Genomic DNA, 24,490 nt, shown 5'->3' on the forward strand with positions numbered 1-24,490 from the left:
GCGGGCGGGGAGCAGGTAGCGGGCGGGCGGTGGATGGGGTCGGGGCCGGGGCCGGACCTCGGCCTCCGGCCGGCGCACTACCGGGCGGGCGCGTCCTGGTGCTCCGTCCGCAGCGTGATGCGGATCGAGCCGTCGTGGCCGGCCGTGACATCGAGGAACGTCAGGTCCGGAACGTGCACCGTCGGGCCGTGCGCGGCCGCGCGGGGGCCCACGCCGATCACGCGCATGCCCGCCGCCCGGCCCGCGGCGATACCCGCGGCCGAGTCCTCGAAGACGACGCAGTCGGCCGGGTCGACTCCCAGTGCGGCGGCACCCTTGAGGAAGCCCTCGGGGTCCGGCTTGCTGGCGCCGACGGACTCCGCCGTGACCCGCACCTCGGGCATCGGCAGCGCGGCGGCCGTCATCCTGGCGGTGGCCAGAGCGGCATCGGCGGACGTGACCAGGGCGTGCGGCAGGCCGCCGATCGCGGCCATGAAGGCCGGGGCGCCCGCGATCGGGACCACACCGTCGGTGTCGGCCGTCTCGCGCGCCAGCATCTCGGCGTTCTCGGCGAGGTTGACCTTCATGGGGCGGTCCGGCAGCAGCACGGCCATGGTGGCGTAGCCCTGGCGGCCGTGGACCACCTTCAGGGCCTCTTCCGGGTCCAGCCCGTGGGAGACCGCCCAGTCGCGCCAGCAGCGCTCGACCACCGCGTCGGAATTGACGATCGTGCCGTCCATGTCCAGGAGCAGGGCCTTGGCGGAGAGGACTGCGGGTGCGGTGGTCGTGGTGGTGCTGGCCGGCATCGACGGGGCTCCAGACGGGCGGGAAAAGAGAACAAGTGGTTCCGTCCACCGGTCAGGGAGTGCGGACGGAACCACTTTGTTCCTCCACGATACAAAACGTGGGGCGGTCTGCGCCACTCGCGGGCCTGTGACCCCTGTCGCGCCCGGCCCGCCTGCCCGAGGGCCGCACCGCCTCCGGCGCGGCCCTCGCCCTCTCTTCCGTTGTGTGTCCGCGCAGCGTCCGTGCAGCCTCCCCGCGGCGTCGCGTCTCGTCGTGTCTCGCTGCGCCGTCCCGGCCCCGTCCTGGGGCCTACCCCTCCAGTGCCTTGCGGGTCACGGGTCCGTAGATGCCCCATTCCTGGTCGTCGATCCCCTGGTCGTACTGGAACTCCGACAGCGCCCTCTCGACCCGCCAGTCGAACTTTCCGTGGAACTTGCCCCCGTACAGACCCTGCCCCGCCAGCAGCCGCTGGAGCTTCTCCACCTCCGGCCCTGAGTCCCCGTAGCGCAGGACCGGGGCCTGCGCGGGCGGTGTCGGGCTGGAGGAACGGCTCGCGCTGGGCGACGCGCTCGGGGACGGCGGCGCGGAGGAAGCCGACCGGGACGCGCTCGGCGTCGGCGACGGCGACTTCGAGGCGCTCGGCGAAGCGGAGGCCGACGGGGACGCGGAGGTCCTGCTCGGGCTGCCGGACGGTGCGGCCGGAGCAGCGCTCGCCGCGGGCGCGGACGCCTTCACCTCCACCAGGGCCGCATCGCTCTCCGAGGAAGCGGGAAGCACCCACACCGCCACGGCCGTGCCACTGAGGGCCACGGCCGCCGCGGCGCCGACCAGCAGAGCCAGCGGCCGCCGGCGGGACGGCCGGCTCGACCACTCCTCCGGGCCCCCGCCCCCGCCCCCACCCTCTCCTCCGCCCGGTGCGGGGCCGGCTGCCGGGACCGCACGCAGCTGGACCGTCTCCGTCGGGTCCGGCGCGGGCGCCGGAGGGCCCGACTGCCACAGGCCGTCCTGCCACGGCCCGGCCGCGGGCGCGACGGGTATCCCGTACGCCGGAGTGTCGTCCTCCGCCGCCGCCGCAAGCGGCGGCGGAGCGGCAGCCGCGGGGAGCGGGGCGACCGCGCCGGCCACGGGCTGCGGCGACGGCGGCGCGGCCTCCGCGGGAAGCTCGCCCGGATCGGACAACGTCACATACGGACGGATGCGCAGAGGGTTGAAACCCACACCCGGCGCACACCCGCAGGCGGCGCCGGCAGCGTCGCAATTCGGACAGTGCTCACCGTTCACTGGGACTCCCTCCCCTGGCCATTGCCTGCGATTATGCAGACCCGTCGCAGCCCTCCCAACCGCCCGAGAGGCCATAACCGGACACACCGCTCAGGATGGAAATGTTGATCCGGCCGGAGGAGGAATCGATGGCTCAGGATGCGACCAAAGGTGCCGTGGACCCCGTCCCCGGCCCGCAGAAGCCCGGCCCCGCAGGTGAGCACAGCTCCCGCGAGGTGCTCGTCCCCATCGGTGCACTGCTCCTGGGCCTGCTGATCGCGGCGCTCGACCAGACGATCGTCTCCACCGCCCTGCCGACCATCGTCAGCGACCTCGGCGGCATGGCCCACCTCTCCTGGGTCGTCACCGCCTACATGCTCGCCGCCACCGCCGCCACCCCGCTGTGGGGCAAGCTCGGGGACCAGTACGGCCGCAAGAAGCTCTTCCAGTACGCCATCGTCCTCTTCCTGATCGGGTCGGCGCTGTGCGGACTGGCCCAGGACATGCCGCAGCTCATCGGCTTCCGCGCCCTGCAGGGCCTGGGCGGCGGCGGACTGATCGTGCTGTCGATGGCGATCGTCGGCGACATCGTCCCGCCCCGTGAACGAGGCCGGTACCAGGGCCTCTTCGGCGCCGTCTTCGGCGCGACCAGCGTGCTGGGCCCCCTCCTGGGCGGCCTGTTCGTCGACAACCTCTCCTGGCGCTGGGTCTTCTACATCAACCTCCCCATCGGCCTCGTCGCCCTCGTCGTCATCGCCGCCGCCCTCCACATCCCGGTCCGCTCTGCGAAGCACACCATCGACTACCTCGGCACCTTCCTCATCGCCTGCGTCGCCACCTGCCTCGTCCTCGTCGCCTCCCTCGGCGCCACCTGGGGCTGGGGCTCCGCCCGGATCATCGGCGTCGCCGTCCTCGGCGTCCTGCTGCTCGCCGCCTTCCTCCTCGTCGAACGCAAGGCCGCCGAACCGGTCCTGCCACTGAAGCTCTTCCGCATCCGCACCTTCACCCTCTGCTCGGCGATCAGCTTCGTCGTCGGCTTCGCGATGTTCGGCGCGATGGTCTACCTGCCGACCTTCCTGCAGATCGTCCAGGGCGTCTCACCGACCATGTCCGGTGTCCACATGCTGCCGATGGTCATCGGCATGCTGATCTCCTCCACCGCCTCCGGGCAGATCGTCAGCCGCACCGGCCGCTGGAAGGTCTTCCCGCTCGCCGGCACCGCCGTCACCGCCATCGGCCTGCTCCTCCTCCACCAGTTGCACCGCACCAGCTCCACCTGGGAGATGAGCGTCTACTTCTTCGTCTTCGGCGCCGGACTCGGCCTGGTCATGCAGGTCCTCGTCCTCGTCGTGCAGAACGCCGTCAGCTACGCCGACCTCGGCGTCGCCACCTCGGGTGCCACCTTCTTCCGCTCCATCGGCGCCTCCTTCGGCGTCGCGATCTTCGGCACTGCCTTCACCAACCAGCTCGACGACAAACTGTCCGCCTCCCTGGCCGGTGTCACCCTGCCCGCCGACGCCGGCATCCCCGAGCTCGAGGCGGACCCCAGGGCCATCGGCGCACTTCCCGCGGACCTACGGCCCCGCGTGCTCGACGCCTACGCCACCGCCATCACCGACGTCTTCCTCTACGCCGTGCCCGTCGTCCTGATCGCCCTCGTGCTCGCCTGCTTCCTGAAGGAGGACAAGCTCCGCGCCTCCGTCACCGCACCCGACGTCACCGAGACCCTGGCCTCCAACCCCGTCCAGCGCTCCTCCCGCGACGAGGTCGCCCGCGCGCTGTCCGTCCTCGGCACCCGCGAGGGCCGCCGCCACGTCTACGAGAAGATCACCGCGAAGGCCGGCTACAACCTGCTGCCCGCCTCCAGCTGGCTGCTGCTGCGGATCAACAAATACGGCTCGGCGGAACCGGCGCTCCTCGCCGAGCGCGTCAACGTGCCACTGACGGTCATCACGGACGCCGCCCGCCAGATCGAGGAGCGCGGGCTCGCCGTCCGCGACGGGCTGCCGCTGGTCCTCACCGAGCAGGGAAGAGAAGCCGCCGCGAAGCTCAGCGCGGCCCGGCAGGAGTCCCTCGCCGAACTCCTCGGCGACTGGTGGGGCCCCGACCGCCCGACCGACCTGATCAAGCTGGTCGAGGAGATCAACACGGAGCTGTGCGGATCGGACGCCGAGGAGCCCTACGACGCCGAGCCCCGGCGCGACCACGCCGCACCCTAGAACCGGGCCTGCCGCAGCCCTCCCGGGATCAGACCAGGCGCTTCTCGAACCAGTGCTCCGCATACGGGCCGGAGTTGTACGCGGGTATCTCGTGATAGCCGTTGCGCGCATACAACGCGCGGGCCTCCACGAGATCCGACCGGGTGTCCAGCCGGACCCGCTCCGCGCCCAGCGCACGGCTCTCCGCCTCCAGGACCCGGAGCAGGGCCGCCCCGCCGCCGGTACCGCGGGCGCGCCCGTCCACATACACCCTGGTGAGCTCGGCGGTCTTCGCGTCGAGCATCCGCACGCCGCCGCACGCGAGCGCCTCGCCCGCCAGACGGCCGACGACGAACTGTCCCGTCGGCGGTGCCAGCCCGTCGTCCGGGAAATCCAGCAGCCCCTGGTCGATCTCGGCCTCGGTGACCTCGCGTTTCCAGTACCGGCCGGCGACCTCGGCGTAATAGGCACGGCGCAGCCGGGTCGCGTCGCCCGTCGTGAACGGTTCCGGGGACACGGTCCACGAGGCGCGAGCGGACGGCGTAGGGGTGAGGTGTTCGCTGTGAGTGGTCATGGCGTCATTGTGGAGTGGGCGCGCGATCTCCCGCGTGGAATATCCACAATGGCGGGCTGATGATAGGAAAAGCGAACATTCCGCGTACCCGGAGGGTGTGAAACGCCATGGCAGAGCATCCGGACTGTGCCCTGATCCGCCGCGGCTACGAGGCCTTCGGCAACGGCGACATGGAGGCGTTGGGCGCGCTCATGACCGCCGACGTCATCCACCACGTACCCGGCGACAACCCCATGTCCGGGCACCACAAGGGCCGCGAACACGTCCTCGACCTCTACCGCCGCATCGGCGAGGAGACGAAGGGCACCTTCCAGGTCCACCTGGAATCCGTGCTCGCGGACGGCCGGGGACACGTGATGAGCTTCCACACGGCGCGCGGTGACCGCGGTGACCGCGGTATCGAGATCCGCCAAGGACTCTTCTTCACGATCGTCGGCCACAAGATCACCGACATCGACGAGTGCACCGCGGACATCGACGAGGAAGACGCCTTCTGGAGCTGATCCGCTCCCGCCCCGCCCCGACCCGCGAGCCCCGGTCCCGCCTCCGCCCCCGATCGCTCCTGACCGCGACCGAGGCACCGACAACCGTCCGGACCCCAGGACACTGCCCAGGGTCCGGCCACTGCGCGCCCCGGCCGCAGAAAGGCGTAGCGTCAGGGCTGCTTCGGCGCCGCCTGCTGCACGACCTCGAACGACCAGACCGTCGACGCCGAGGCCGCCGGCTTCGGCCGCTCCGCACCGCCGCCCGCACCGCCCTCGCCGCCGCCACCGCCCTGGTGAGCGGCCTTCATCGGCCCCTCCATCCACGCCTGGAAGTCCTCCTCCGAACGCCACCGTGTGTAGACGAGGTACTGGTCGGTGCCCTCCACCGGGCGCAGCAGCTCGAACCACTCGAACCCGTCGGAGCTCTCCACCGCCCCCGCACGCGATGCGAAGCGCCGTTCCAGGACCTCCCGCTGCTCGGCGGGAACCGTCAGTGCGTTGATCTTCACGATGCTCATGGAGCCATCCTAGGGATCCTGCGGGGGATATCGTCGTGCGGGTAATGGAGCGCGGCAGCCAGGCGAAGTCGGGGTTGCGGTCAACAGGGCGGGAGGCCGGCGGGGCGTGGCGAACGCGGCAGAGCACAGCACAGCGGACGGACATGCCGGGGTCATAGGCGGCAGCAGACTCGCCGCGGCGCGTCTCCTCCTGTGGGCGCTGGCCGGGGCCCTCGCCGTCAGACAGGCCGCCGCGGTACTGCGCGTTCCACCGGGCGAGTGGCTGGGCGGCTTCCACCTCCCCGGCGCGGGCGGCTCCGTCCACGACGTCGGGCAGTTCGCCGGCACCCCCTTCGCCGGGCTGGTCCTCAAGCCGTTCGTCGGCCTCGCCGCGCCCTCGCTGGAGGTCGCCTGGACCTGCGTGACGTTGCTGTTCGTCGCCGGCATCGGTCTCGTCGCCGCCCGCGGCCTGCCCGACCCGGTGCCGCGGCGCACCGCGCTGCTCGCCGCGCCCGTCCTCACCGCCCTGATGATGGTCTCGCTGCCCGTCCGCGAGGCCGCCTCACCCGGCCGGACCGCCGTCGTCCCCGTCCTGCTGCTGCTCCTGGCCGTCTTCCGCGTCCCCGGCGACCGGCCCGCAGGCGTCCTCGTCGGCCTCGCCGCCGCGCTCCAGCCGGCGCTGCTGCTCTTCGCCCCGCTGCTGTGGCTGACCGGGCGCCGCCCCGCGGCCCGGACCGCCGCCGTGACCTTCGCCGCGGCCACCGCCCTGTCGTGGGCGGCCCTGCCGCGCGACTCCTGGACGTACTGGGTTCGGCACCTGGCCGGCACCGGCCTCGGCGGCGCCCCCGACGGCCTCGCCAACCAGTCCCTGCACGGCGCGCTGCTGCGCCTCGGCCTGACCGGACCGGTCGAGATCCTCCTCTACGCCGCCCTCGCGGGCGCCGTCGTCTGGTTCGGCCTGCGCCGCGCCGTCCGCTACGCCCGCGACGGCCAGCTGCTGCTCGCCGTCGCCGTCACCGGCTGCGCCGCCGTCGCCGTGTCGCCGGCCGGCTGGCGCCACCAGCTGCTGTGGGTGCTGCTCGCCGTCGCCGGCAAGGTGGGCAGGCGCGCCGCCGACCGGCGCGTCTGGCCGGTCGCGGTGGTCCTTGCCATGACCCTGCCGAGTGCGGTGCTGCTGCCGAACCTGGCCGCGCTGGCCCCCGTACGCGACAACGTGCTGCTGCTCATCGCGGTGGCGGCGGCCTGCGCGGTGCCGTTCCTGCCGCGCTCGTCCCCGTACTGGCGCGATCCTGTACCCACCGACTACGGGCGGCCGGCGGCGGCCCGCTGGTCGCGCGTGCCGCTGCTGCCGTTCTGGCGGCGCGTGCTGTCCCGCCCGAACCTGCTGCTGGAACTCCTGCTGATACGGGTCGGCTACTCGCTCTACTCCCACATCCGGGCGGCCGCCCCCACCAGCCGCTCCCTCGCCGAGGGCAACGGCAGCCAGATCCTCGGGATCGAGCGGGTACTGGGCATGGACATCGAACACGCCGTCAACCGCGCCGTGGTGGACACGCCCTGGCTGGAGGCCTTCTTCAACTTCTACTACACCTCCTTCCACTTCGTGGTCCCGCTGACGATCCTGGCGGTCCTGTACTGGCGGCGCCCCGGCGACTACCGCTGGGCCCGCGCCTCCCTGGGCCTGGCCACGGTCCTGGCCCTCGCCGGCTTCTGGCTCTACCCGCTCGCGCCGCCGCGCCTGATGCCGGGCCTCGGCTTCGTCGACACCGTCCACGGCCCGCAGGACCTGGCCAACCCGTCGTACGGGGCCATGACCGCGATCTCCAACCAGTACGCGGCGATGCCCTCGCTGCACTTCGGCTGGTCGCTGTGGTGCGGGGTCGTGATCGTGGTGCTGGCGCCGAAGGGCTGGCAGAAGCTGCTGGGCGCCCTGCACCCGCTGATCACGGTGTGCGCGATCGTCGCCACCGCCAACCACTGGGTGCTGGACGCGGTCGGCGGAGCGGTCGTGGTGACCGCCGGCTTCGCGCTCGTCCATGTCCTGTCCGGGCCGCGCGGCCTGCACACGAGCCTTTCCGCGCAGCAGCACGGGGACGGTACGGAACGCGCGGCGGCCCCCGCCCCCGGGACGGCCGCCCCCGCCGAACCCGTCGCCGGGGCGCGCCCCTGGTAGGCCCTGCCGTCAGAGTCCCGCCTGGCCCGCGGCGCCCGGCACCGCACCTCGCCGCGTTGTCGGGGCGCCCGAGTACGCCGCACGCCGACCGCGCGGATGCCGATGGCGGGCGGCGGGATCCCGGCGACCTCGCGGCGCAGCGCGCCGCGCCGCACGTGGGCCGGACCACCGCCACCGCCGAGGCGCGGATCACGGGCGGGCACGCACGACGGCAAGCTGTACGCCCGCGGGGCGACGCCCTGCGCGATCCTGCGCAGGGCTGAGCCGGCCGTGCGCCGGGCGCAGGCCGAAGGGGCGCCGGGGCGCACATCGCCCCGGCGCCCCTTCGGCTGGATCGCCGCTGTGAGTCAGGATCACCCCGTTCGGGCCGGCCCGCCACCCGGACGGCGGGCGGCCGGAAGACGAGCCGCGTCCCGCGACCAGCGGACGGCAGGGGCCGGGGCGTGGGAGGAGCGGCCCCTGCCGTCCTGGGTCGCGGGTCAGCCGTGGCTGACCCGGAGTTCCTTGATGCCGTTGAGCCAGGCCGCCCGCAGCCGGCGCGGTCCCTCGCCGGCCAGCCGCAGGCCGGGCAGGGCGTCGGCCAGGGCGTTGAAGATCAGGTCGATCTCCATCACGGCGAGGGACTTGCCGAGGCAGAAGTGCGGACCGCCGCCGCCGAAGCCCAGGTGCGGGTTCGGGTCGCGGGTGATGTCGAAGACGTCCGGGTTCTCGAAGACCTCGGGGTCGTGGTTGGCGGAGGAGTAGAACATCCCCACCCGGTCTCCTGCCTTGATCTTCTGGCCGCCCAGTTCGGTGTCCCGGGTGGCGGTGCGCTGGAAGGACACCACCGGGGTGGCCCAGCGGACGATCTCCTCCGCGGCGGTGGACGGCCGGGTCGCCTTGTAGAGCTCCCACTGCTCGGGGTGGGTCAGGAAGGCGTGCATGCCGTGGCTGATGGCGTTGCGGGTGGTCTCGTTGCCCGCGACCGCCAGCAGCAGCACGAAGAAGCCGAACTCGTCGGAGCCGAGGTTGCCCTGTCCCTCGGCGGCCACCAGCTGGGTGACGATGTCCTGGGCCGGGCACTCCTTGCGCTGCGCGGAGAGGTTCATCGCGTAACCGATGAGCTCCATGGCGGCGTTGGATCCGACCTCGGCCGTGATCGCGTACTCCGGGTCGTCGTAGGCGATCATCTTGTTCGACCAGTCGAAGATCTTGGAGCGGTCCTTCTGCGGTACGCCGATCAGCTCGGCGATGGCCTGCAGCGGAAGCTCGCACGCCACCTGCGTGACGAAGTCGAAGCTCCCGTCGGCCGCCGCGGCCGACGCCTCCTCGACGATCCGCCGGGCCCGGTCGCGCAAGGTCTCCTCCAGGCCTCGGATGGCGCGCGGGGTGAAACCGCGCTGCACGATCTGGCGTACGCGGGAATGCTCCGGCGGATCCATGTTCAGCATGATCAGGCGCTGGGCATCGATCGCATCGCGCTGGATGTGCTCGTTGAAGCGGATGATCGCGGTGTTGGTGGTCGAGGAGAACAGCTCGGGGTGCGTGGAGACGTACTTGACGTCCGCGTGCCGGGTCACGGCCCAGTAGCCCTCGTCGTCGAAACCGGTGACCCCCCGGCGCTGCGGGCACCACCACACGGGGGCGGTCTGCCGCAGCCGTGCGAACTCCGGGTAGGGGACCCGGCTCTGGAGCAGGTCGGGGTCGGTGGCGTCGAAGCCGTCGGGGAGCGCGGGGCAGGACATCGGGCAACTCCAAAGTCTGACGGACCATCAGAAGTTGGCTTGAAGGTAGTAACGAGTTCCAGAAGTGACAAGGGTCGGCGCGCCAACTGTTGCGTGTGGAATCCGTGCAGGCCGCGTGCAAGACCCTTGCGTGGCGGGCTCCAGGTCATAAGACTGCGGATAGAACTAGAACGCGTACTAGTTCGGGGCGGGGCGCCGGGACGGCCCGCCGTGCCGGCGCTGTGCAGGAGAGGACGAGCTCATGGCCGCGGAACCCGTCATCGTCGAAGCCGTACGCACCCCGATCGGCAAGCGCGGAGGCGCGCTCGCCAACCTCCATCCCGCCTACCTGCTCGGTGAGACCTATCGCGAGCTCCTCGCCCGTACCGCGATCCAGCCGGACTGCGTCGAGCAGATCGTCGGCGGCACCGTCACCCACGCCGGCGAGCAGTCCATGAACCCCGCCCGCACCGCCTGGCTCGCCATGGGACTCCCGTACGAGACCGCCGCGACGACCGTGGACTGTCAGTGCGGCAGCTCCCAGCAGGCCAACCACATGGTCGCCAACATGATCTCCGGCGGGGTCATGGACATCGGCATCGCCTGCGGCGTCGAGGCCATGAGCCGGGTACCGCTGGGATCGGGCTCCAAGCACGGCCCCGGCAAGCCCTTCCCGGACGAGTGGAACGTCGACCTCCCCAACCAGTTCGAGGCCGCCGAACGCATCGCCCGCAACCGGGGCCTGACCCGCGAGGACGTCGACCGCCTCGGACTGCTCTCCCAGGAGCGGGCCAATGCCGCCTGGGCCGAGGAGCGGTTCAAGCGCGAGACCTTCGCCGTACAGGTGCCCACCACGGAGGAGGAGCAGGCCGCCGGGCAGGGCATGTGGCGCCTGGTCGACCGGGACGAGGGCCTGCGCGACACCAGCATGGAGGCCCTGGCCCGGCTCAAGCCCGTCATGCCCACCGCCGTGCACACCGCCGGGAACTCCTCGCAGATATCCGACGGGGCCGCCGCCGTGATGTGGGCCTCGCGCAAGATGGCCCGTGCCCTCAAGCTCAGGCCGCGCGCCCGGATCGTCGCCCAGACGCTCGTCGGCGCCGACCCCCACTACCACCTGGACGGGCCGATCGATGCGACGCGGGCCGTGCTCGGCAAGGCCGGGATGTCGCTCAAGGACATCGACCTCGTCGAGATCAACGAGGCCTTCGCCTCCGTCGTCCTCAGCTGGGCCAAGGTCTTCGACCAGGACCTGGAGAAGGTCAACGTCAACGGCGGCGGCATCGCCCTCGGCCACCCCGTCGGCGCCACCGGCGCCCGCCTGATCACCACCGCACTGCACGAGCTGGAACGCCGCGACAAGGAGTTCGCCCTGATCACCATGTGCGCCGGGGGCGCACTGGCGACCGGGACGATCATCCAGCGCCTCTGACCGCGCCCCGCGCGCACACCCCCGCGCGCAGGGCGCACCCGATCCCGTGGGATGGGATGCAGAAGGCCCCGGTGGCCGGACCTGGGGAGGCCGGCCACCGGGGCCCTCGAATGTCCTGCTACTGCTACTGCTACTGCTGCAGGCGGTGCCGCGGCTTAGTACCAGTGGTTGGCCTGCCAGAAGTTCCAGGCCTCGACCGGGCTGCCGTAGCGCTCGTTCATGTAGTCCAGGCCCCACTTGATCTGGGTGGCCGGGTTGGTCTTCCAGTCCGCGCCCGCGGAGNGGCTGCCGTAGCGCTCGTTCATGTAGTCCAGGCCCCACTTGATCTGGGTGGCCGGGTTGGTCTTCCAGTCCGCGCCCGCGGAGGACATCTTCGAGGCCGGCAGGGCCTGGACCAGGCCGTACGCGCCGGAGGAGGAGTTCGTCGCGGTGTGGTTCCAGCCGCTCTCGTGCGAGACGATCTTGTCGAAGGCCGCGAACTGCGCCGGGTCCTTGATCATCTGCTGCGCGATCGCCTTCGCACCCGTCGGAGCGGCCTGCGCGGGAACCGCGGCCAGCATGGAACCGGCGACACCCAGGGCGAGGACGGAACCGACGAGGGTCTTCTTGGAAGCGGCGATGCGGCGGATGACAGCGTTGGACACGGATGGACCTTCCGAAGGGGACAAGGGCGGTCGCACGCATGCCGAGGACATGCGTGAGCCACTCACGCGGTGGAGAGGGGTTCGTCGGCGGGGGGTCGAGCACCCCGGCCGCCTTGCGACTCATCCAGTTCTACCGACGCCCCGCCGCCCTGGCAAAGAGCCCGGCTACTAGCCACCCCGCACATCGGAGACCCGGTGAACCTCGCCGAACCCACCGAAAAGGGGCCTAATGGGCGCCCCGTGGCCTACTATCCGCCCTCGTATGTGACCTGCGTCCTGTGGGCCGCCTCACCGGCGAGGGCCTCGGAACTCACCCTCGGTGGCCGGACACACACTCTGACGTGGCAGGTCCACGGCGCTCTCCGCCCCCGGATCGAAGGTGACGGGCGCGTCGAAAGCGGCCTTCCGCGTGGCCCGCCGCAACGCCCGCAGCAGCGTGCCGCCGAGCGCGAGCGTCAGTACGACCGTCAGCGTCGCCCTGCCCAGGTCCCAGCCCAGCGAGGTCGCCAGGTAGTACGCGACGAACCGCGCCAGGTTCGCGGCCAGCGGCTCCCCCGGCTGGAAGGAGATGGCCTGACCCTGGCCCGGAATGATCGTCCAGCCCTGCAGGTTCATGACCGCGCCGTACGCGAAGGCGCCCGCGAAGCCGTACGCGGCCAGCATCAGCAGCTCCGCCCGGCCACGGATCCGCTCCGGGCCCGGCAGCAGTCCCGCCCCCAGCGCGAACCAGCCCATCGTCAGCATCTGGAACGGCATCCACGGCCCGACCCCGCCCGTCAGCAGGGCGGAGGCGAACATCGTCACCGAACCGAGGACGAACCCGAAGCCCGGGCCGAGCACCCGGCCGGCCAGCACCATCAGGAAGAACATCGGCTCCAGGCCGGCCGTGCCCGCGCCCAGCGGTCTCAGCGCCGCCCCTACGGCGGCGAGCACACCCAGCATCGCCACCGCCTTCGCGTCCATGCCGTCGTCGGCGATCGTCGCCACGACGACGCCGACGAGGAGCGGAAGCAGCGCCGCGAACAACCACGGGGCGTCCTGGGAGTGCGCGAGCAGCCCCGACTGCCGGTCGGCGAGGAGCGGCCAGCCGAAGGCCGCGATGCCGATGAGGGTGACCAGCACCAGGACCGCGGCGGCCCGGGGGCCGATCCGGACGGGGCGGCTCGGGCGGTGCAGGCGGTTCGTGCGGCTCGGGCGGGGCTGGCGGTTGGTGCGGCTCGTACGGTCCGCGGGGCGGCTCATTCGGTGGCCGTCGCGTCGAGGGCCTGCGCGATCTGGCTCACGGTGAGCCAGTGGCCCGGCGCCAGCACCTTCGCCACCTGCGGCGCGAACGCCGGCGAGGACACCACGACCTCCGCCGTCGGACCGTCCGCGACCACCTCCCCGCCCGCCAGGATCACCACGCGGTCGGCCAGCTCGGCGGCGAGCTCCACGTCGTGCGTGGCCAGGACGACGGCGTGCCCGTCGGCGGCCAGGCCGCGCAGGACCTCGATCAGGCGGGCCTTGGCGGCGTAGTCCAGACCGCGCGTGGGCTCGTCGAGCAGCAGCAGGGCGGGCCGGCCCGTGAGGACCAGCGCCAGCGCCAGGGCCAGACGCTGGCCCTCGGACAGATCGCGGGGATGTGTGTCGTCGGGGACACCCGGCAGCAGGCCGGAGACCAGAGCCCGGCAGGTCCCGGGGGCCACTCCGGCGTCGGAGTCGGCGGCGGCGCACTCGGCGGCGACCGTGTCGGCGTACAGCAGGTCCCGGGGCTCCTGCGGGACGAGACCGACGCGACGCACCATCTCGGGCGGCGGCGTACGGTGCGGGGTCCGGCCGCCGACGGTCACCTCGCCGGTGGTGGGGGCGAGCGTACCGACGAGGGTGGCCAGCAGGGTGGACTTGCCGGCGCCGTTGCGGCCCATGAGGGCGATGGTCTCGCCGGGCGGCACCGTGAGGTCGATGCCGTGGAGGACCTGGCGGGAGTCGCGGCGCAGGCCGAGGTTGTGCGCCCGAGCGGTGTCGCCTGCGGCGGGCTCGGCGGGCTCGGCGGGCTCGGTGGGTTGCGGCTTGCCGCGGCGCAGGAGGCGGGCGAGCAGTCCGGGTGCCGCGCCGTTGCCGGGGGCGCCGCCCCCGGACCCCCGCGCCTCAAACGCCGGCGGGGCTGGAGTAGCGGGTGCCGGCGGGGCTGAAAGGGTGGAGCTCGCCGCAGACGAGAGGCGGGTGCGGAGGGGGGTGGCCTGGCGGCGGGCGTCGCGGACCGACAGGGGGAGGGGGGACCAGCCCGCGAGCCGGCCCAGCGCGACCACCGGCGGGTACACCGGGGAGACGGCCATCGCCTCCGCCGGGGTGACGAGGACCGGCGCCGCGCCGCGGGCGGGCAGCAGCAGGACGCGGTCGGCGTACTGCACCACCCGCTCCAGCCGGTGCTCCGCCATCAGCACGGTGGTGCCCAGGTCGTGGACCAGACGCTGGAGCACCGCCAGGACCTCCTCCGCCGCCGCCGGGTCCAGCGCGGACGTCGGCTCGTCCAGCACCAGCACCTTCGGGTGCGTGGTCAGCACCGAGCCGATCGCGACCCGCTGCTGCTGGCCGCCGGACAGCGTCGTGATCGGCCGGTCGCGCAGTTCGTTCAGGCCCAGCAGGTCGAGGGTCTCCTCCACCCGGCGGCGCATCACCGCGGGCGGCAGGCCCAGGGACTCCATCCCGTAGGCCAGCTCGTCCTCCACCACGTCCGTCACGAAGTGCGCCAGGGGATCCTGCCCCACCGTGCCCACCACGTCCGCGAGCTCCCGCGGCCGGTGCGTACGCGTGTCACGGCCCGCGACCGTGACCCGGCCGCGCAGGGTGCCGCCCGTGAAGTGCGGGACCAGCCCGGAGACCGTCCCCAGCAGGGTGGACTTGCCGACCCCGGACGGGCCGACCAGCAGCGTCAGCTCGCCCTCCGGGACCTCCAGGTCGACGTCCCGGAGCGAGGGGGCGCCGGCACCGTCGTAGGTGACCGACACCTCGTCGAAACGGATCACTGCGACGCCTCCTTCGGCGGTACGGGTGCCACGAAGGCGGGCAGCAGGCCGATCAGCACCGAGGCCGCCGGCCACAACGGCAGCGAAGGGGCCACCAGCGGGACCACCCCCGGGTGCATACCGGCCGGATCGACACCGCCGGCATGGATGAGCAGGCCCGCGACGGCTGCCCCGGAACCGGCGACCAGCCATGCGCGCGCACCCCACCGGTCGGGCCGGTAGCGGGTGCGCACCGACCGGCGCCCGCCGAGCCGCAGCCCCGCCAGGGCCAGGACCACGCCGATGCCGAGCACGGGCAGCCCGTACGCGGCGCCCTGCGCGGCCAGCAGACCGTACGTCCCCGCGCACACGCCGAGCAGGCCGCCGAGGGTGAGGACGCTGGTGGTGTGCCGGACGGCGGGCGGGACCTCGGCCGTACGGCCGTAGCCGCGGGCGTCCATCGACGCGGCGACCGCGACCGAGCGCTCCAGGGCGCCCTCCAGCACCGGCAGGCCGATCTGGAGGACGGCCTTGATGCCGCCGGTGGGGCGGCCGCGCAGCCGGCGGGCCGTGCGCAGGCGCACGACGTCGGCGACCAGGTTCGGCGCGAAGGTCATGGCGACGACGACCGCGACCCCGGCCTCGTACAGGGCGGCCGGCAGGGACTTCAGCAGCCGCGCCGGATTGGCGAGGGCGTTCGCGGCACCCACGCAGACCAGGAGCGCCGCCAGCTTCGCACCGTCGTAGAACGCGAAGACGAGCTGTTCGGCGGTGACCCTCCCGCCGAACCGGATGCCCTGCGCCCACGCGGGCAGCGGGACCTCCGGCAGGACGAACAGGGTGTGCGTGCCGGGGATGGGCGAGCCCAGAAGCATCGAGAAGAGCAGGCGCAGGCCGATGACGAACAGGCCGAGCTTGAGGAACGCCCCGTAGGAACGGGCCCAGGGCGCGTCCGTGCGGCGCGCCGCCACCACGAAACCGGCGACGCCGACGATCAGCCCGAGCACGAGCGGATTGGTCGTGCGGGACGCGGCGGTGGCTAGACCGAGGGCCCACAGCCACCAGGCCCCCGCGTGCAGGGCGGTGGCCCGGCCGTCCTGCGGGGCCCGGAACCTTTCGTACGACGGCCGGCGCGGGGCGGCCGCCGCCGCGGGCGCGCCCCGGCGGGCCGGGGGTATGCCGCCGGGTGCGGCTCCGGTGGACGCTCCGCTTACAGCTCCGCCTACAGCTCCGCCGAGAGCCGCGGAGGCTCCGCCGGGGCGCGGCGCGGGGTGCGTCATCGGCGCCGGCGGCGGGACTGCCAGACACCCGCGGCGGCCAGGAAGGCGACCGCGGCGATGCCCACCAGCAGGCCCGCGGCCGGAACGCCGCCCGGCGCGGACCCGGACGGCTCGGCGGACGCCTGCGCCGCGTCCGTCTCCGCCATCTGCTCCCCGCAGCCGTGCTGGGGGTAGCCCGAGATCGCGCACAGCAGCGCGGCGCTGTTGTAGCGCAGCGGCTTCGCGACCGCCGCCAGCGCCTCGGCCGTCGTGGCCTCCGGCGCCAGCTGCGCGCACACCGTGCGCGGGGCCTCCTGCGGCACCACCTCGCCCGTCGGGGCGTCCGCCTGCACACCGAAGTCGATGACGAGGGCCACCCGCTTGCGGCCCTCCACCGGGGCGGTGGCCCCGCACACGGCCTCGAAGTCGGCCGCGGCCCGCGGCTTCGCCGCCTCGGCCGCCGCGTCCTTGCTCACCGCGAAGCGGAAGCCCTGCACAGAGCCGTCCGCGGGGCGGGACAGGGACGGCCCCTGCGTGGCGTACGACCACTGGCCGCCGTCCGCACCGTCCCAGAACGACCAGTAGCGGTAGCCGGCCGCCAGCGCCGGAGCGGCGGCCAGCAGGGTCAGGACGATGCCGAGGGCGAGGCCCGCGGCGGGCAGGCGGCGGCGCATCAGAGCTGGTTCTTCTTCCGGCGGCCGCTCAGCAGGATGCCGATGCCCATACCGGCCGCGGCGCCCGCACCGATGATCCACCAGAGGTTCTGGCCGCCGGAGGGCTCCTTCTTCTCACTGTCCACCTCGGTCGCGCCGGTGTCCGCGCCCTGCGGGGCCGGGCCCGTCGCGTTCAGCGCGGCCACGAGGTCGGTGCCGCCGAAGGACTTCGGGTCGGTGCCGGTGGCGTGCGCGGCGAGGACCAGGGTGCCCAGGGCCGCCGGGGAGTCCTTGGCCCACGCGGCGGAGTTGGCCTTCAGCCACTCCAGTGCGCCCGCGGCCGACTGCTTGTGCCCGGCCGCGGCCAGCGCGATCACCGCGTCGGCGGTGTTGCCGGTGTCGGCGGTCGGCTGGTCCGCACCCGGGGTGAGCGCGGTGAGGTGGCCGTCCTTCTTGAGGGCCTCGGCCAGGTAGCCCGCCGCACCCTGGGCGGCGGCCGCGGCACCGGCGGCCGGGTCGGTGGAGGCCGCCGCCGGGCAGGTCAGCGCGGTGGCGGGGGTGTCCGTACCGGACGGGACGACGGCCGTGCCCTTGCCGAGGCCGGCGAGGGCCGCCGCGGCCGTGGCGTCGGCGTTGGCGACGAGCTTGCCGCCGGCCGGCTGGAACGCGAAGGCGCCCCGGTCGGTGGCCGGCTCGGCGGTGCAGCCCAGCTGGAAGGAGAGGAGCGCCTCGTACGGGGACCTGCCCGCCTTCGACTTCGTCTCCGCGGGCTTCTCGCCGGCCGCGGCCAGGGCGCTGATCACGATGGCGGTCGAGTTGGCGTCGGTGCCGCTGTCCATGGCGCCGCCGGGGTTGGAGCTCCAGCCGCCGTCCTCGTTCTGTACGGACTTCAGCCAGCCGATCGCCTTCTTGACGCTGTCGTCGTGGCCGCCGAGCGCGGTCAGCGCCTGCACGGCCGCGGCCGTCGCGTTCGAGTCGATGTACGCCGTCGCGTCGCAGTCCTTGGAGGTGTCCGCGCGGAAGGCGGGGAAGGAACCGTTCGCGCACTGCTGGCCGACCAGCCAGTCCACGGCCTGCGCGGCGGGCTTGACGCCCACGGTGTCCTGGGCGAGCAGCGCGAAGGACTGCCGCCACACGCCGTCGTAGGTGGGGTCCTTCTTGCCGTGGAGCCCGGAGGGGATGACCGGGGGCGCGGAGGGGGAGGGCGGCGCGGTGTCGGCGAGGGCTGCGGGGGCGACACCCACGCAGAGCACGGCGGAGGCGGCGAGCGCGGCGGCGCTGCGGCGGACGGTCATGGGGAGGGTGCCTCTCCTGCTGGGGAACCGGGGCAGGCACGCACGGGCACCGGGCTCCGGCTCCGTTTTCCTCGACGGTGCCGGCCGCCGGGGGACCGGCGGCACGAGCCGCGCACGCCGGTACGGGGCATTCCGGCTCCCCGCCGGGCTGCTGCCGGGGCGGGTCACGGTTGCGGGTCAGCGCCGGATTCGCACCGGCTTCCCCCCGTACGGGGTGTGGACGACCGCCTCACTCTACCGGCCCGTAGCCCCGGGGCCCGGGGGGTGTGCGGTGGATCATGGCCGTCCCCGGACCCGCCCGACCCGCCCTCGCGCCGCCCGGCAGTCACCGGGCCGGATCCCCGGACCCGCCCTACGCCGCCCGGTACGTGACCGGGTCGGTGCCGGGGACCGGCTCGGCGCGGCCCTGCTTCACCAGCCGCCGCAGGTGTGCCTCCGCCTCCGAGACGGCGATGTTGCGGGAGCCGTACGGGATCTGCTCCCAGGGCCGGTTCCACTCCATCCGCTCCGCGAGCCCCCACGGGGTCAGCGGCTCGGCCAGCAGCTCCCACAGTCCCGACAGGCGTTCCTCGTGGTGGTCGAGCAGTTCCCGTACGCGGGCGGGTGCGTCGGTGAAGGCGTGCTGGTGGGCGGGGAGCACCTCGGCGGGGGCGAGGCGGCCGACGCGTTCGAGGGAGTCGAGGTAGTCGCCGAGGGGGTCGGTGACGCGGGTGTCCTCGGGGGCCTCGTACAGGCCGATGTGCGGGGAGATCCCGGGCAGCAGGTGGTCGCCGGAGAAGAGGCGCCCGTTGCCGGGGAGGTTCGCCGGATGCCTCTCCTCCAGGTGCAGGCAGACGTGACCGGGGGTGTGACCGGGCGTCCAGATCGCCCGCAGCCGGCGCCCGGCGAGGGGCAGCAGTTCGGCGGGGACGATCTCCCGGTCGGGGACGGCGGCCCGCAGCCCCGGCAGGGTCCGCATGCGGCCGCTCGCGCGGGCGGCGCGCAGCGGGGCGATGTGTTCCTCGGGGGCTCCGGCGGCGGCGAGCTTCGCGCTCATGTAGTCGAACCACACGCCCGGCTCGGCGGAGCGGGTGCGGACGACGACCTCGGTGTCGGCGGCGTGCATGGCGATCCACGCGCCGGACGCCTCGCGGACCCGGCCGGACAGCCCGTGGTGGTCGGGGTGGTGGTGGGTGATGACCACGCCGTGGACGTCGGAGATCGCGATGCCGAGTGCGGCGAGGCCGGCGACGAGGGTGTCCCAGGACTCGGGGTCGTCCCAGCCGGTGTCGACGAGGACCGGGCCGCGGTCGGTGTCGAGGACGTGGACGAGAGTGTGTCCGAGGGGGTTGTCGGGGATGGGCACCTTGATCCCCCACACGCCTCCGCCGTGATCGGTGACCTGTGACGTGTCCTGCGGCATGAGCCCTCCGCCTGTCGACCGTTGGACCGTCCTCCGACGAGAACGCGTTCCAGTAGTAGCCAGAGTCGACCATCTTCGCAGCTTTCTGACCAGTCGTCGGATCTTCTCCGCTCTTCCGTCCTGGCCGTGGACTCCTAGAACTAGAACTGGTATCAGTTCGGGAACGCCAAGCCGCAGGAGGCCTCAGCCATGACGGAGCTCGTGCAACACGGAAAGCTGTTCATCGGCGGTGAGTGGACGGATCCGCTGGGCGCCGGCACCATCCGGATCGTCTCCCCCCACACCGAGCAGGTCATCGGCTCCGTCCCGCACGCCTCCGAGGCGGACGTCGACCGTGCCGTCGCCGTCGCGCGCAAGGCCTTCGACGAAGGACCCTGGCCGCGGATGACGCTGGAGGAGCGCATCGCGGTCGTCTCCCGCATCAAGGACGCCATCGCCGTCCGCCACGAGGAGATAGCCCGCTCGATCAGCTCCCAGAACGGCTCCCCGTACTCATGGAGCGTCCTGGCCCAGGCCCTCGGCCCGATGATGGTCTACGACGCCGCGATCACCGTCGCGCGCGCCTACCCGTACGAGGAGCACCGCCAGGGTGTGCTCGGCCCGATCCTGGTGCGCCGCGAGCCCGTGGGCGTCGTCGCCGCCGTCATCCCGTGGAACGTCCCGCAGTTCGTGGCGGCCGCCAAGCTGGCGCCCGCGCTGCTGTCCGGCTGCGCCGTGATCCTCAAGCCCTCCCCGGAGGCGCCGCTGGACTCCTACATCCTCGCCGACATCGCGCGCGAGGCCGGGGTGCCCGAGGGCGTGCTGTCGATCCTGCCCGCCGACCGCGAGGTCAGCGAGTACCTCGTCGGCCACCCCGGTATCGACAAGGTCTCCTTCACCGGCTCGGTCGCCGCAGGCAAGCGCGTGATGGAGGCCGCCGCGCGCAACCTCACCCGGGTCACCCTCGAACTCGGCGGGAAGTCCGCCGCCGTCGTCCTCCCGGACGCCGACGTGACGGCCGCGGTCGCCGGGATCGTGCCCGCCGCCTGGATGAACAACGGCCAGGCCTGCGTGGCCCAGACCCGGATCCTCGCCCCCCGCAGCCGCTACGAGGAGGTGGCCGAGGCTCTCGCGGCGGCGGCCGGCGCCCTGGTCGTCGGCGACCCGCTCGACCCGGCGACGCAGCTCGGCCCGCTCGTCGCGCAGCGCCAGCAGCAGCGCTCCTTCGACTACATCCGGATCGGTCAGGAGGAGGGCGCGAAGGTCCTCGCGGGCGGCGGCCGGCCGACCGGCCTCGACCGGGGCTGGTACGTGGAGCCCACCCTCTTCGGCGACGTCGACAACACCATGCGGATCGCCCGCGAGGAGATCTTCGGCCCCGTCGTCTGCCTGATCCCGTACGGGGACGAGGAGGAGGCCGTACGGGTCGCCAACGACTCCGACTTCGGGCTCAGCGGCAGCGTCTGGACCGGCGACGTCGAGCACGGCATCGACTTCGCCCGCCGGATCCGCACCGGCACCTTCAACGTGAACACCTTCAGCCTGGACATGCTGGGGCCGTTCGGCGGCTACAAGAACAGCGGGCTGGGGCGGGAGTTCGGCCCGGAGGGCCTGAGCGAGTACCTGGAGCACAAGATGATCCACCTGCCCGCGGGTTACGAGGCGGGTGCCTGATGGGCGACCGCTGGCAGGTCGAGGTGGACCGGGGGGTGTGCATCGGCTCGGGCATGTGCGTCAACCACGCCCCGGACGGCTTCGTCCTGGACTCGGCGCGCCAGTCCCACCCCCGCAGCCCGCAGTCGGACGCGAACGAACCGGTCCTGACGGCGGCGGAGGGCTGCCCGGTCGAAGCCATCATGATCACCCTGGCCGCCACCGGTGAACCGGTCTTCCCGCCGGAGGAGTAGGGCAGCGGTGGTGGGGGCGGGGCCGCCGGCCCCGCCCCCACCACCGCGAGGGGTCACTTCCGCTCGGCGGCGCTGCGTTCGACGCAGAATTCGTTGCCCTCGGGGTCGGCGAGGGTCACCCAACCGGTGCCGTCGGGCCGGCGGTGGTCGCCGACGACGGTGGCCCCCAGGGCGAGGATGCGCTCGACCTCCTCGTCGCGGGTGCGGTCCTGCGGCTGAAGGTCCACGTGCACACGGTTCTTGACGCTCTTGGCGTCGGGAACGGTCACGAAGAGCAGCGCCGAACCGGGCGCGGTGACCAGCGCCTCGGGGTCTGCGGGGAGGTCGTCGTCGGCGAGCGAGCCGTCCAGGACGGCGGCCCAGAACTGCCCCAGCCGGTAGGCGTCGGAACAGTCAACGGTGATGTGTCGTACGAGAGATGCCATGGGGCGCACTATCGGACGCGGCGGTGACCCTGTCCATCGAAAAAGGGGTCCGCGCGGCGGCCGGTCTGCGGGCTGGCAGCAGCGGCCTGACGCAGGCCCGGGGTCCGGCCCGGCCTCCCCGGCCGGCAGCCACCAGCTGGTTGACCATGTGCACGGCGAGTGAGCCGAACTGGGGCGCCGCCTCGGTGAGTTGCGGCACGCTGTAGTCGGGACGGCCGAGGCCCCTGCGCAGTTCGCGGTACATCTCGCCCGGGATGTGCGACCTGGGGGCGATACGGAAGATCACTTCCCAGGTGCTCAGCACCTCGGCGTCCTCGGCCAGCAGCTGGCCGTCGAAGATCCTGCGGACCAGCCGGTAGTCGAAGCACTGGGCGGCCAGCACTCCGGCCAGGCCCCAGCCGGTGACCAGGGGCTTGCGCCGGCGGCACGCCTCCTGGTGCAGGGCGATCTTCGCGCGCAGCCCTGACGGGGTGGTCACGTCGACCCCGTCGATGACGACCTCGGCCCGCCGGACCAGTTCGCGGACGTTGTCCCGGGTGATGCCGACGGGCACCAGGGCTCCGGGCTGCCTTCGTAGATGCGGAGGCCGTAGGCGCGTTGTTCGCGGCGGGGACCGGGGTGCGTACGCCGGTTCCCGCGGGGGTGGTCAGCCCTCGGCGACCTCGGGAGCACGGGTCAGCGACCGCAGTGCGAGCGCGATCACGATGGCGACGCCCGAGCAGACTGCGAGGGCCAGGAAGCCGTTGCCGACACCCGAGGTGGTCGCGTCCGCGACCGAACCGCCGCCATCGAGACGGTTGTCGACCGAGGTCGCGAGGATGGTGCCGATGACGGCGATGCCGAGGGCGGCGCCCGTCTCGTTAAAGGTGTTGAGCAGGCCGGAGCCCACGCCCGCCTCCTCCACCTTGACGTGCGAGGTGCCGATGCCGAAGAGCGGGACGAAGCAGGCGGGCAGGCCGGCGCCGATCACGGCCAGCGCGACGATCGTGAGAGCGACGCTGTCGGTGCCGGTCGCCAGGATGCCAGTGCCGACCAGTTGGAGGGCGGCTCCGGTCGCGTACATCCCGCCCAGGCCCAGGGCGTTCGCCAGAGACGGCGCGACCAGTGCGACGACGAGGGCGGACAGGCCCATGGGGAGCAGGGAGAGGCCGGTGGCGAAGGCGCTCATCTCGTGGACCCGCTGGAAGTACAGGCTGGCCAGGAAGGAGCTGCTGATCATCACGCCGGCCACCAGGAGCAGGCCGACGCTGGACAGCCAGTAGGTGGGCTTGTGCAGCAGGTGCAGCGGAAGCAGCGGATCCGCCTGGCCTATCTCCATGAAAGTGACCGCGGCGAGCAGGACGGCGGCGGCGCCGATGCTGATCCAGGCCGTCGTGTCGCCGAAGCCCTCGTGCAGCCGGATCAGGCCGAAGGACAGGAAGGCGAGGCCGGCGGTGGACACGATCGCGGACGCCAGTCGCAGCTTGCGGCCGCTGCTCGTGTTGAGGGCGGGCATGCTGCGCAGGGCGCCGAATCCGGCGGCGATGCTGACCGGGATGTTGATCAGGAAGGCCCAGCGCCAGCTGATCGCCGTGACGATCAGGCCGCCGAGCACCACGCCGATGGTCGCGCCGATCACACCGAGACCGCTCCAGGCGGTCAGCGCGACCTTGCGCTGCTCCTCGTCCTGGTAGACCTCCAGGATGATCGAGAGGGCGGCCGCCGAGAGCAGCGCGGCGCCGGCGCCCTGTACGGCGCGGCCCGCGACGAGCAGTTCCTGGTTGCCCGCGATGCCGCAGAGCACGGAGGCCGCAGCGAAGACGGTCAGGCCGGTGAGGAAGGTGCGACGGCGTCCGAAGACGTCGGAGACACGGCCGCCGAAGAGCAGCAGGCTGCCGAGCATCAGGACGTAGCCGCTGATCGTCCACTGGAGGGCGGTCTGGTCGGCGGGCAGCTGGGCGCCTATCGAGGGAAGGGCCACGTTCACGACCGTCGAGTCCAGCATGACCATCAGCTGGGCGACGCCGACCACCACGAGAGTGGTCCAGGGGGCCTTGCCGGGGGCCTGTGCGGGCGCTTCCACCACGTACCGCTCGGCTGTCTGGGGTGCCAGCGTCTGCTCGGTCACCACGTCTCCTTCGTCTGTGCTAACGATTCATGCAAATACATCGATCTTGATGCCGCACGGTACATGCATGCGCATGCATCGACAAGAGGGGGGTGGTGAACCTACGATGAGGGGCGTGACTGAAACAGCTCTCACCGACCGCTGGGTGGCCGTGACCCGGGCCTGTGCGCAAATCAACCAGGCCGCCGAGCGCGTCCTGTCCGAGCGTCATGGCCTGTGCGCCAGCGCCTTCGAGATCATGGACGTGATGGCGCGCGCGGATGGCTGGATCCGGGCGGGGGAGCTCAGCTCCCGCGCGTCCCGCAGTCAGCCGCAGGTCTCGCGCCTGCTGGCCCAGATGGTCGGCGCGGGATATGTCGAGCGCAAACCGTGCTCCAGTGACCGCAGGGGGTTCGACGTCCGGCTCACGCCGTCCGGCCGCGAGCTCTTCTCCCGGTCCGTCGGCACCATGGAAACGGTGCTGCGAGAGGTGGCCGAAAATAGTGCAGAGGTGAGGGACGTAATGGGGCTAACCGTTACTCACGGGTAGGTAATCGTCGGCGTCATTGACCTGTCTGCTGACGTCCCAGGCCAGTAGCAGTTCTGAGTCGTCCTTCGCATTCGTTCGCGAGCGGCGCAGAAGGCTTACACGCCAACCAGGTGGTCGCCACCAGCGCCTCATGCAGGTCCTCTGGCGGAACGGGGAACGCTCCGGCCACCGCCCGCAAGGTGCTGCAGAACACCGTTTCGGCGCTGCGCGGCGTACTCG

Annotated in this window: 22 protein-coding genes and 1 pseudogene; 7 read left to right on the forward strand and 16 right to left on the reverse strand. The window is 72.7% G+C overall.

Annotated elements, in window-relative coordinates; genetic code table 11:
* Positions 1-77 precede the first annotated feature (77 nt).
* Together AAT21_RS02635 and AAT21_RS34310 are read right to left on the reverse strand one after the other, a co-directional pair.
* Positions 78-785 (reverse strand): HAD-IA family hydrolase, encoded by a 708-nt coding sequence (locus AAT21_RS02635; RefSeq protein ID WP_046775053.1) that lies wholly within the window; start codon positions 783-785, stop codon positions 78-80.
* A 289-nt stretch (positions 786-1,074) separates the two neighbouring features.
* Positions 1,075-1,950: a peptidoglycan-binding domain-containing protein gene (locus tag AAT21_RS34310; RefSeq protein WP_052757619.1), complete on the reverse strand. Its 876-nt coding sequence runs from the start codon at positions 1,948-1,950 to the stop codon at positions 1,075-1,077.
* Positions 1,951-2,174: 224 nt separating this feature from the next.
* Between AAT21_RS34310 and AAT21_RS02645 the strand changes: the two genes are divergently transcribed.
* Entirely contained in the window at positions 2,175-4,244 is a 2,070-nt protein-coding gene (locus tag AAT21_RS02645) for an MFS transporter (RefSeq protein WP_046775546.1), read from the forward strand.
* A 28-nt stretch (positions 4,245-4,272) separates the two neighbouring features.
* Here the strand turns inward: AAT21_RS02645 and AAT21_RS02650 are convergent, their stop codons facing one another.
* Positions 4,273-4,797 carry a GNAT family N-acetyltransferase gene (locus AAT21_RS02650; protein ID WP_046775054.1) on the reverse strand — a complete coding sequence of 175 codons (525 nt, stop codon included), beginning with the start codon at positions 4,795-4,797 and terminating at the stop codon, positions 4,273-4,275.
* 107 nt (positions 4,798-4,904) lie between these two features.
* On the opposite strand from AAT21_RS02650, the gene AAT21_RS02655 reads away from it, so the two are divergent.
* Complete coding sequence (locus tag AAT21_RS02655) at positions 4,905-5,300, forward strand: nuclear transport factor 2 family protein (RefSeq protein WP_046775055.1); 396 nt, start codon at positions 4,905-4,907, stop codon at positions 5,298-5,300.
* Positions 5,301-5,452: 152 nt separating this feature from the next.
* On the opposite strand, the gene AAT21_RS02660 is transcribed toward AAT21_RS02655, so the two are convergent.
* Entirely contained in the window at positions 5,453-5,800 is a 348-nt protein-coding gene (locus AAT21_RS02660; RefSeq protein WP_046775056.1) for an antibiotic biosynthesis monooxygenase family protein, read from the reverse strand.
* 106 nt (positions 5,801-5,906) lie between these two features.
* On the opposite strand from AAT21_RS02660, the gene AAT21_RS02665 reads away from it, so the two are divergent.
* Positions 5,907-7,952, forward strand: coding sequence for a bifunctional glycosyltransferase 87/phosphatase PAP2 family protein (locus AAT21_RS02665; protein WP_046775057.1), 2,046 nt, complete (start codon positions 5,907-5,909; stop codon positions 7,950-7,952).
* A gap of 479 nt (positions 7,953-8,431) precedes the next feature.
* On the opposite strand, the gene AAT21_RS02670 is transcribed toward AAT21_RS02665, so the two are convergent.
* Positions 8,432-9,676, reverse strand: coding sequence for a cytochrome P450 (locus AAT21_RS02670; protein ID WP_046775058.1), 1,245 nt, complete (start codon positions 9,674-9,676; stop codon positions 8,432-8,434).
* A gap of 241 nt (positions 9,677-9,917) precedes the next feature.
* On the opposite strand from AAT21_RS02670, the gene AAT21_RS02675 reads away from it, so the two are divergent.
* On the forward strand, positions 9,918-11,087 hold the full coding sequence (locus AAT21_RS02675; RefSeq protein WP_046775059.1) for a steroid 3-ketoacyl-CoA thiolase: 1,170 nt from the start codon (positions 9,918-9,920) through the stop codon (positions 11,085-11,087).
* Between the two features lie 155 nt (positions 11,088-11,242).
* On the opposite strand, the gene AAT21_RS38570 is transcribed toward AAT21_RS02675, so the two are convergent.
* From AAT21_RS38570 to AAT21_RS02710, 8 genes and pseudogenes are all read right to left on the reverse strand, one after another.
* The coding region (locus AAT21_RS38570) for an aggregation-promoting factor C-terminal-like domain-containing protein (protein ID WP_459543213.1) at positions 11,243-11,369 on the reverse strand (127 nt) is incomplete at its 5' end.
* A gap of 1 nt (position 11,370) precedes the next feature.
* Positions 11,371-11,731 (reverse strand): annotated as a pseudogene (locus AAT21_RS02680) (aggregation-promoting factor C-terminal-like domain-containing protein); the annotation flags it as partial.
* Positions 11,732-12,019: 288 nt separating this feature from the next.
* The gene (locus AAT21_RS02685; protein WP_079025396.1) at positions 12,020-12,973 is read right to left on the reverse strand and encodes an ECF transporter S component; all 954 of its coding nucleotides are present in this window, start codon (positions 12,971-12,973) and stop codon (positions 12,020-12,022) included.
* Entirely contained in the window at positions 12,970-14,736 is a 1,767-nt protein-coding gene (locus tag AAT21_RS02690; RefSeq protein WP_046775061.1) for an ABC transporter ATP-binding protein, read from the reverse strand. The genes AAT21_RS02685 and AAT21_RS02690 overlap by 4 nt, the downstream gene beginning before the upstream one ends.
* Positions 14,733-15,995, reverse strand: a complete 1,263-nt coding sequence (locus AAT21_RS02695; RefSeq protein WP_235438653.1) for an energy-coupling factor transporter transmembrane component T — start codon at positions 15,993-15,995, stop codon at positions 14,733-14,735. The genes AAT21_RS02690 and AAT21_RS02695 overlap by 4 nt, the downstream gene beginning before the upstream one ends.
* Entirely contained in the window at positions 15,992-16,648 is a 657-nt protein-coding gene (locus AAT21_RS02700; protein ID WP_046775062.1) for an SCO2322 family protein, read from the reverse strand. Before AAT21_RS02700 ends, AAT21_RS02695 begins: the two co-directional genes overlap by 4 nt.
* Complete coding sequence (locus tag AAT21_RS02705) at positions 16,648-17,922, reverse strand: prenyltransferase/squalene oxidase repeat-containing protein (protein ID WP_046775063.1); 1,275 nt, start codon at positions 17,920-17,922, stop codon at positions 16,648-16,650. The genes AAT21_RS02700 and AAT21_RS02705 overlap by 1 nt, the downstream gene beginning before the upstream one ends.
* Positions 17,923-18,274: 352 nt before the next feature.
* Entirely contained in the window at positions 18,275-19,324 is a 1,050-nt protein-coding gene (locus tag AAT21_RS02710; protein ID WP_046775064.1) for an MBL fold metallo-hydrolase, read from the reverse strand.
* A 189-nt stretch (positions 19,325-19,513) separates the two neighbouring features.
* On the opposite strand from AAT21_RS02710, the gene AAT21_RS02715 reads away from it, so the two are divergent.
* Complete coding sequence (locus tag AAT21_RS02715; protein ID WP_046775065.1) at positions 19,514-20,977, forward strand: aldehyde dehydrogenase; 1,464 nt, start codon at positions 19,514-19,516, stop codon at positions 20,975-20,977.
* A complete protein-coding gene (locus AAT21_RS02720) occupies positions 20,977-21,210 on the forward strand; it encodes a ferredoxin (RefSeq protein ID WP_030656932.1) in 234 nt (77 codons plus the stop codon). Before AAT21_RS02715 ends, AAT21_RS02720 begins: the two co-directional genes overlap by 1 nt.
* Before the next feature lie 53 nt (positions 21,211-21,263).
* On the opposite strand, the gene AAT21_RS02725 is transcribed toward AAT21_RS02720, so the two are convergent.
* The 3 genes from AAT21_RS02725 to AAT21_RS02735 form a co-directional block, all read right to left on the reverse strand.
* The gene (locus AAT21_RS02725; protein ID WP_046775066.1) at positions 21,264-21,635 is read right to left on the reverse strand and encodes a VOC family protein; all 372 of its coding nucleotides are present in this window, start codon (positions 21,633-21,635) and stop codon (positions 21,264-21,266) included.
* Positions 21,604-22,188 carry a hypothetical protein gene (locus tag AAT21_RS02730; RefSeq protein ID WP_052757620.1) on the reverse strand — a complete coding sequence of 195 codons (585 nt, stop codon included), beginning with the start codon at positions 22,186-22,188 and terminating at the stop codon, positions 21,604-21,606. Before AAT21_RS02730 ends, AAT21_RS02725 begins: the two co-directional genes overlap by 32 nt.
* Positions 22,189-22,281: 93 nt before the next feature.
* Positions 22,282-23,742 (reverse strand): MFS transporter, encoded by a 1,461-nt coding sequence (locus AAT21_RS02735; RefSeq protein WP_063838059.1) that lies wholly within the window; start codon positions 23,740-23,742, stop codon positions 22,282-22,284.
* A 115-nt stretch (positions 23,743-23,857) separates the two neighbouring features.
* On the opposite strand from AAT21_RS02735, the gene AAT21_RS37320 reads away from it, so the two are divergent.
* The gene (locus AAT21_RS37320; protein ID WP_157879610.1) at positions 23,858-24,271 is read left to right on the forward strand and encodes a MarR family winged helix-turn-helix transcriptional regulator; all 414 of its coding nucleotides are present in this window, start codon (positions 23,858-23,860) and stop codon (positions 24,269-24,271) included.
* Positions 24,272-24,490: the final 219 nt, after the last annotated feature.

It is taken from the genome of Streptomyces yangpuensis, assembly GCF_001005295.1.
Lineage (GTDB): Bacteria > Actinomycetota > Actinomycetes > Streptomycetales > Streptomycetaceae > Streptomyces > Streptomyces yangpuensis.

What these genes read in the sequence shown, in the direction of transcription:
- AAT21_RS02635 (WP_046775053.1), bottom strand. Translation starts at nt 785, where the DNA reads ATGCCGGCCAGCACCACCACGACCACCGCACCCGCAGTCCTCTCCGCC.
- AAT21_RS02645 (WP_046775546.1), top strand. Translation starts at nt 2,175, where the DNA reads ATGGCTCAGGATGCGACCAAAGGTGCCGTGGACCCCGTCCCCGGCCCG.
- AAT21_RS02650 (WP_046775054.1), bottom strand. Translation starts at nt 4,797, where the DNA reads ATGACCACTCACAGCGAACACCTCACCCCTACGCCGTCCGCTCGCGCC.
- AAT21_RS02655 (WP_046775055.1), top strand. Translation starts at nt 4,905, where the DNA reads ATGGCAGAGCATCCGGACTGTGCCCTGATCCGCCGCGGCTACGAGGCC.
- AAT21_RS02660 (WP_046775056.1), bottom strand. Translation starts at nt 5,800, where the DNA reads ATGAGCATCGTGAAGATCAACGCACTGACGGTTCCCGCCGAGCAGCGG.
- AAT21_RS02670 (WP_046775058.1), bottom strand. Translation starts at nt 9,676, where the DNA reads ATGTCCTGCCCCGCGCTCCCCGACGGCTTCGACGCCACCGACCCCGAC.
- AAT21_RS02675 (WP_046775059.1), top strand. Translation starts at nt 9,918, where the DNA reads ATGGCCGCGGAACCCGTCATCGTCGAAGCCGTACGCACCCCGATCGGC.
- AAT21_RS02685 (WP_079025396.1), bottom strand. Translation starts at nt 12,973, where the DNA reads ATGAGCCGCCCCGCGGACCGTACGAGCCGCACCAACCGCCAGCCCCGC.
- AAT21_RS02695 (WP_235438653.1), bottom strand. Translation starts at nt 15,995, where the DNA reads ATGACGCACCCCGCGCCGCGCCCCGGCGGAGCCTCCGCGGCTCTCGGC.
- AAT21_RS02700 (WP_046775062.1), bottom strand. Translation starts at nt 16,648, where the DNA reads ATGCGCCGCCGCCTGCCCGCCGCGGGCCTCGCCCTCGGCATCGTCCTG.
- AAT21_RS02705 (WP_046775063.1), bottom strand. Translation starts at nt 17,922, where the DNA reads ATGACCGTCCGCCGCAGCGCCGCCGCGCTCGCCGCCTCCGCCGTGCTC.
- AAT21_RS02710 (WP_046775064.1), bottom strand. Translation starts at nt 19,324, where the DNA reads ATGCCGCAGGACACGTCACAGGTCACCGATCACGGCGGAGGCGTGTGG.
- AAT21_RS02715 (WP_046775065.1), top strand. Translation starts at nt 19,514, where the DNA reads ATGACGGAGCTCGTGCAACACGGAAAGCTGTTCATCGGCGGTGAGTGG.
- AAT21_RS02720 (WP_030656932.1), top strand. Translation starts at nt 20,977, where the DNA reads ATGGGCGACCGCTGGCAGGTCGAGGTGGACCGGGGGGTGTGCATCGGC.
- AAT21_RS02725 (WP_046775066.1), bottom strand. Translation starts at nt 21,635, where the DNA reads ATGGCATCTCTCGTACGACACATCACCGTTGACTGTTCCGACGCCTAC.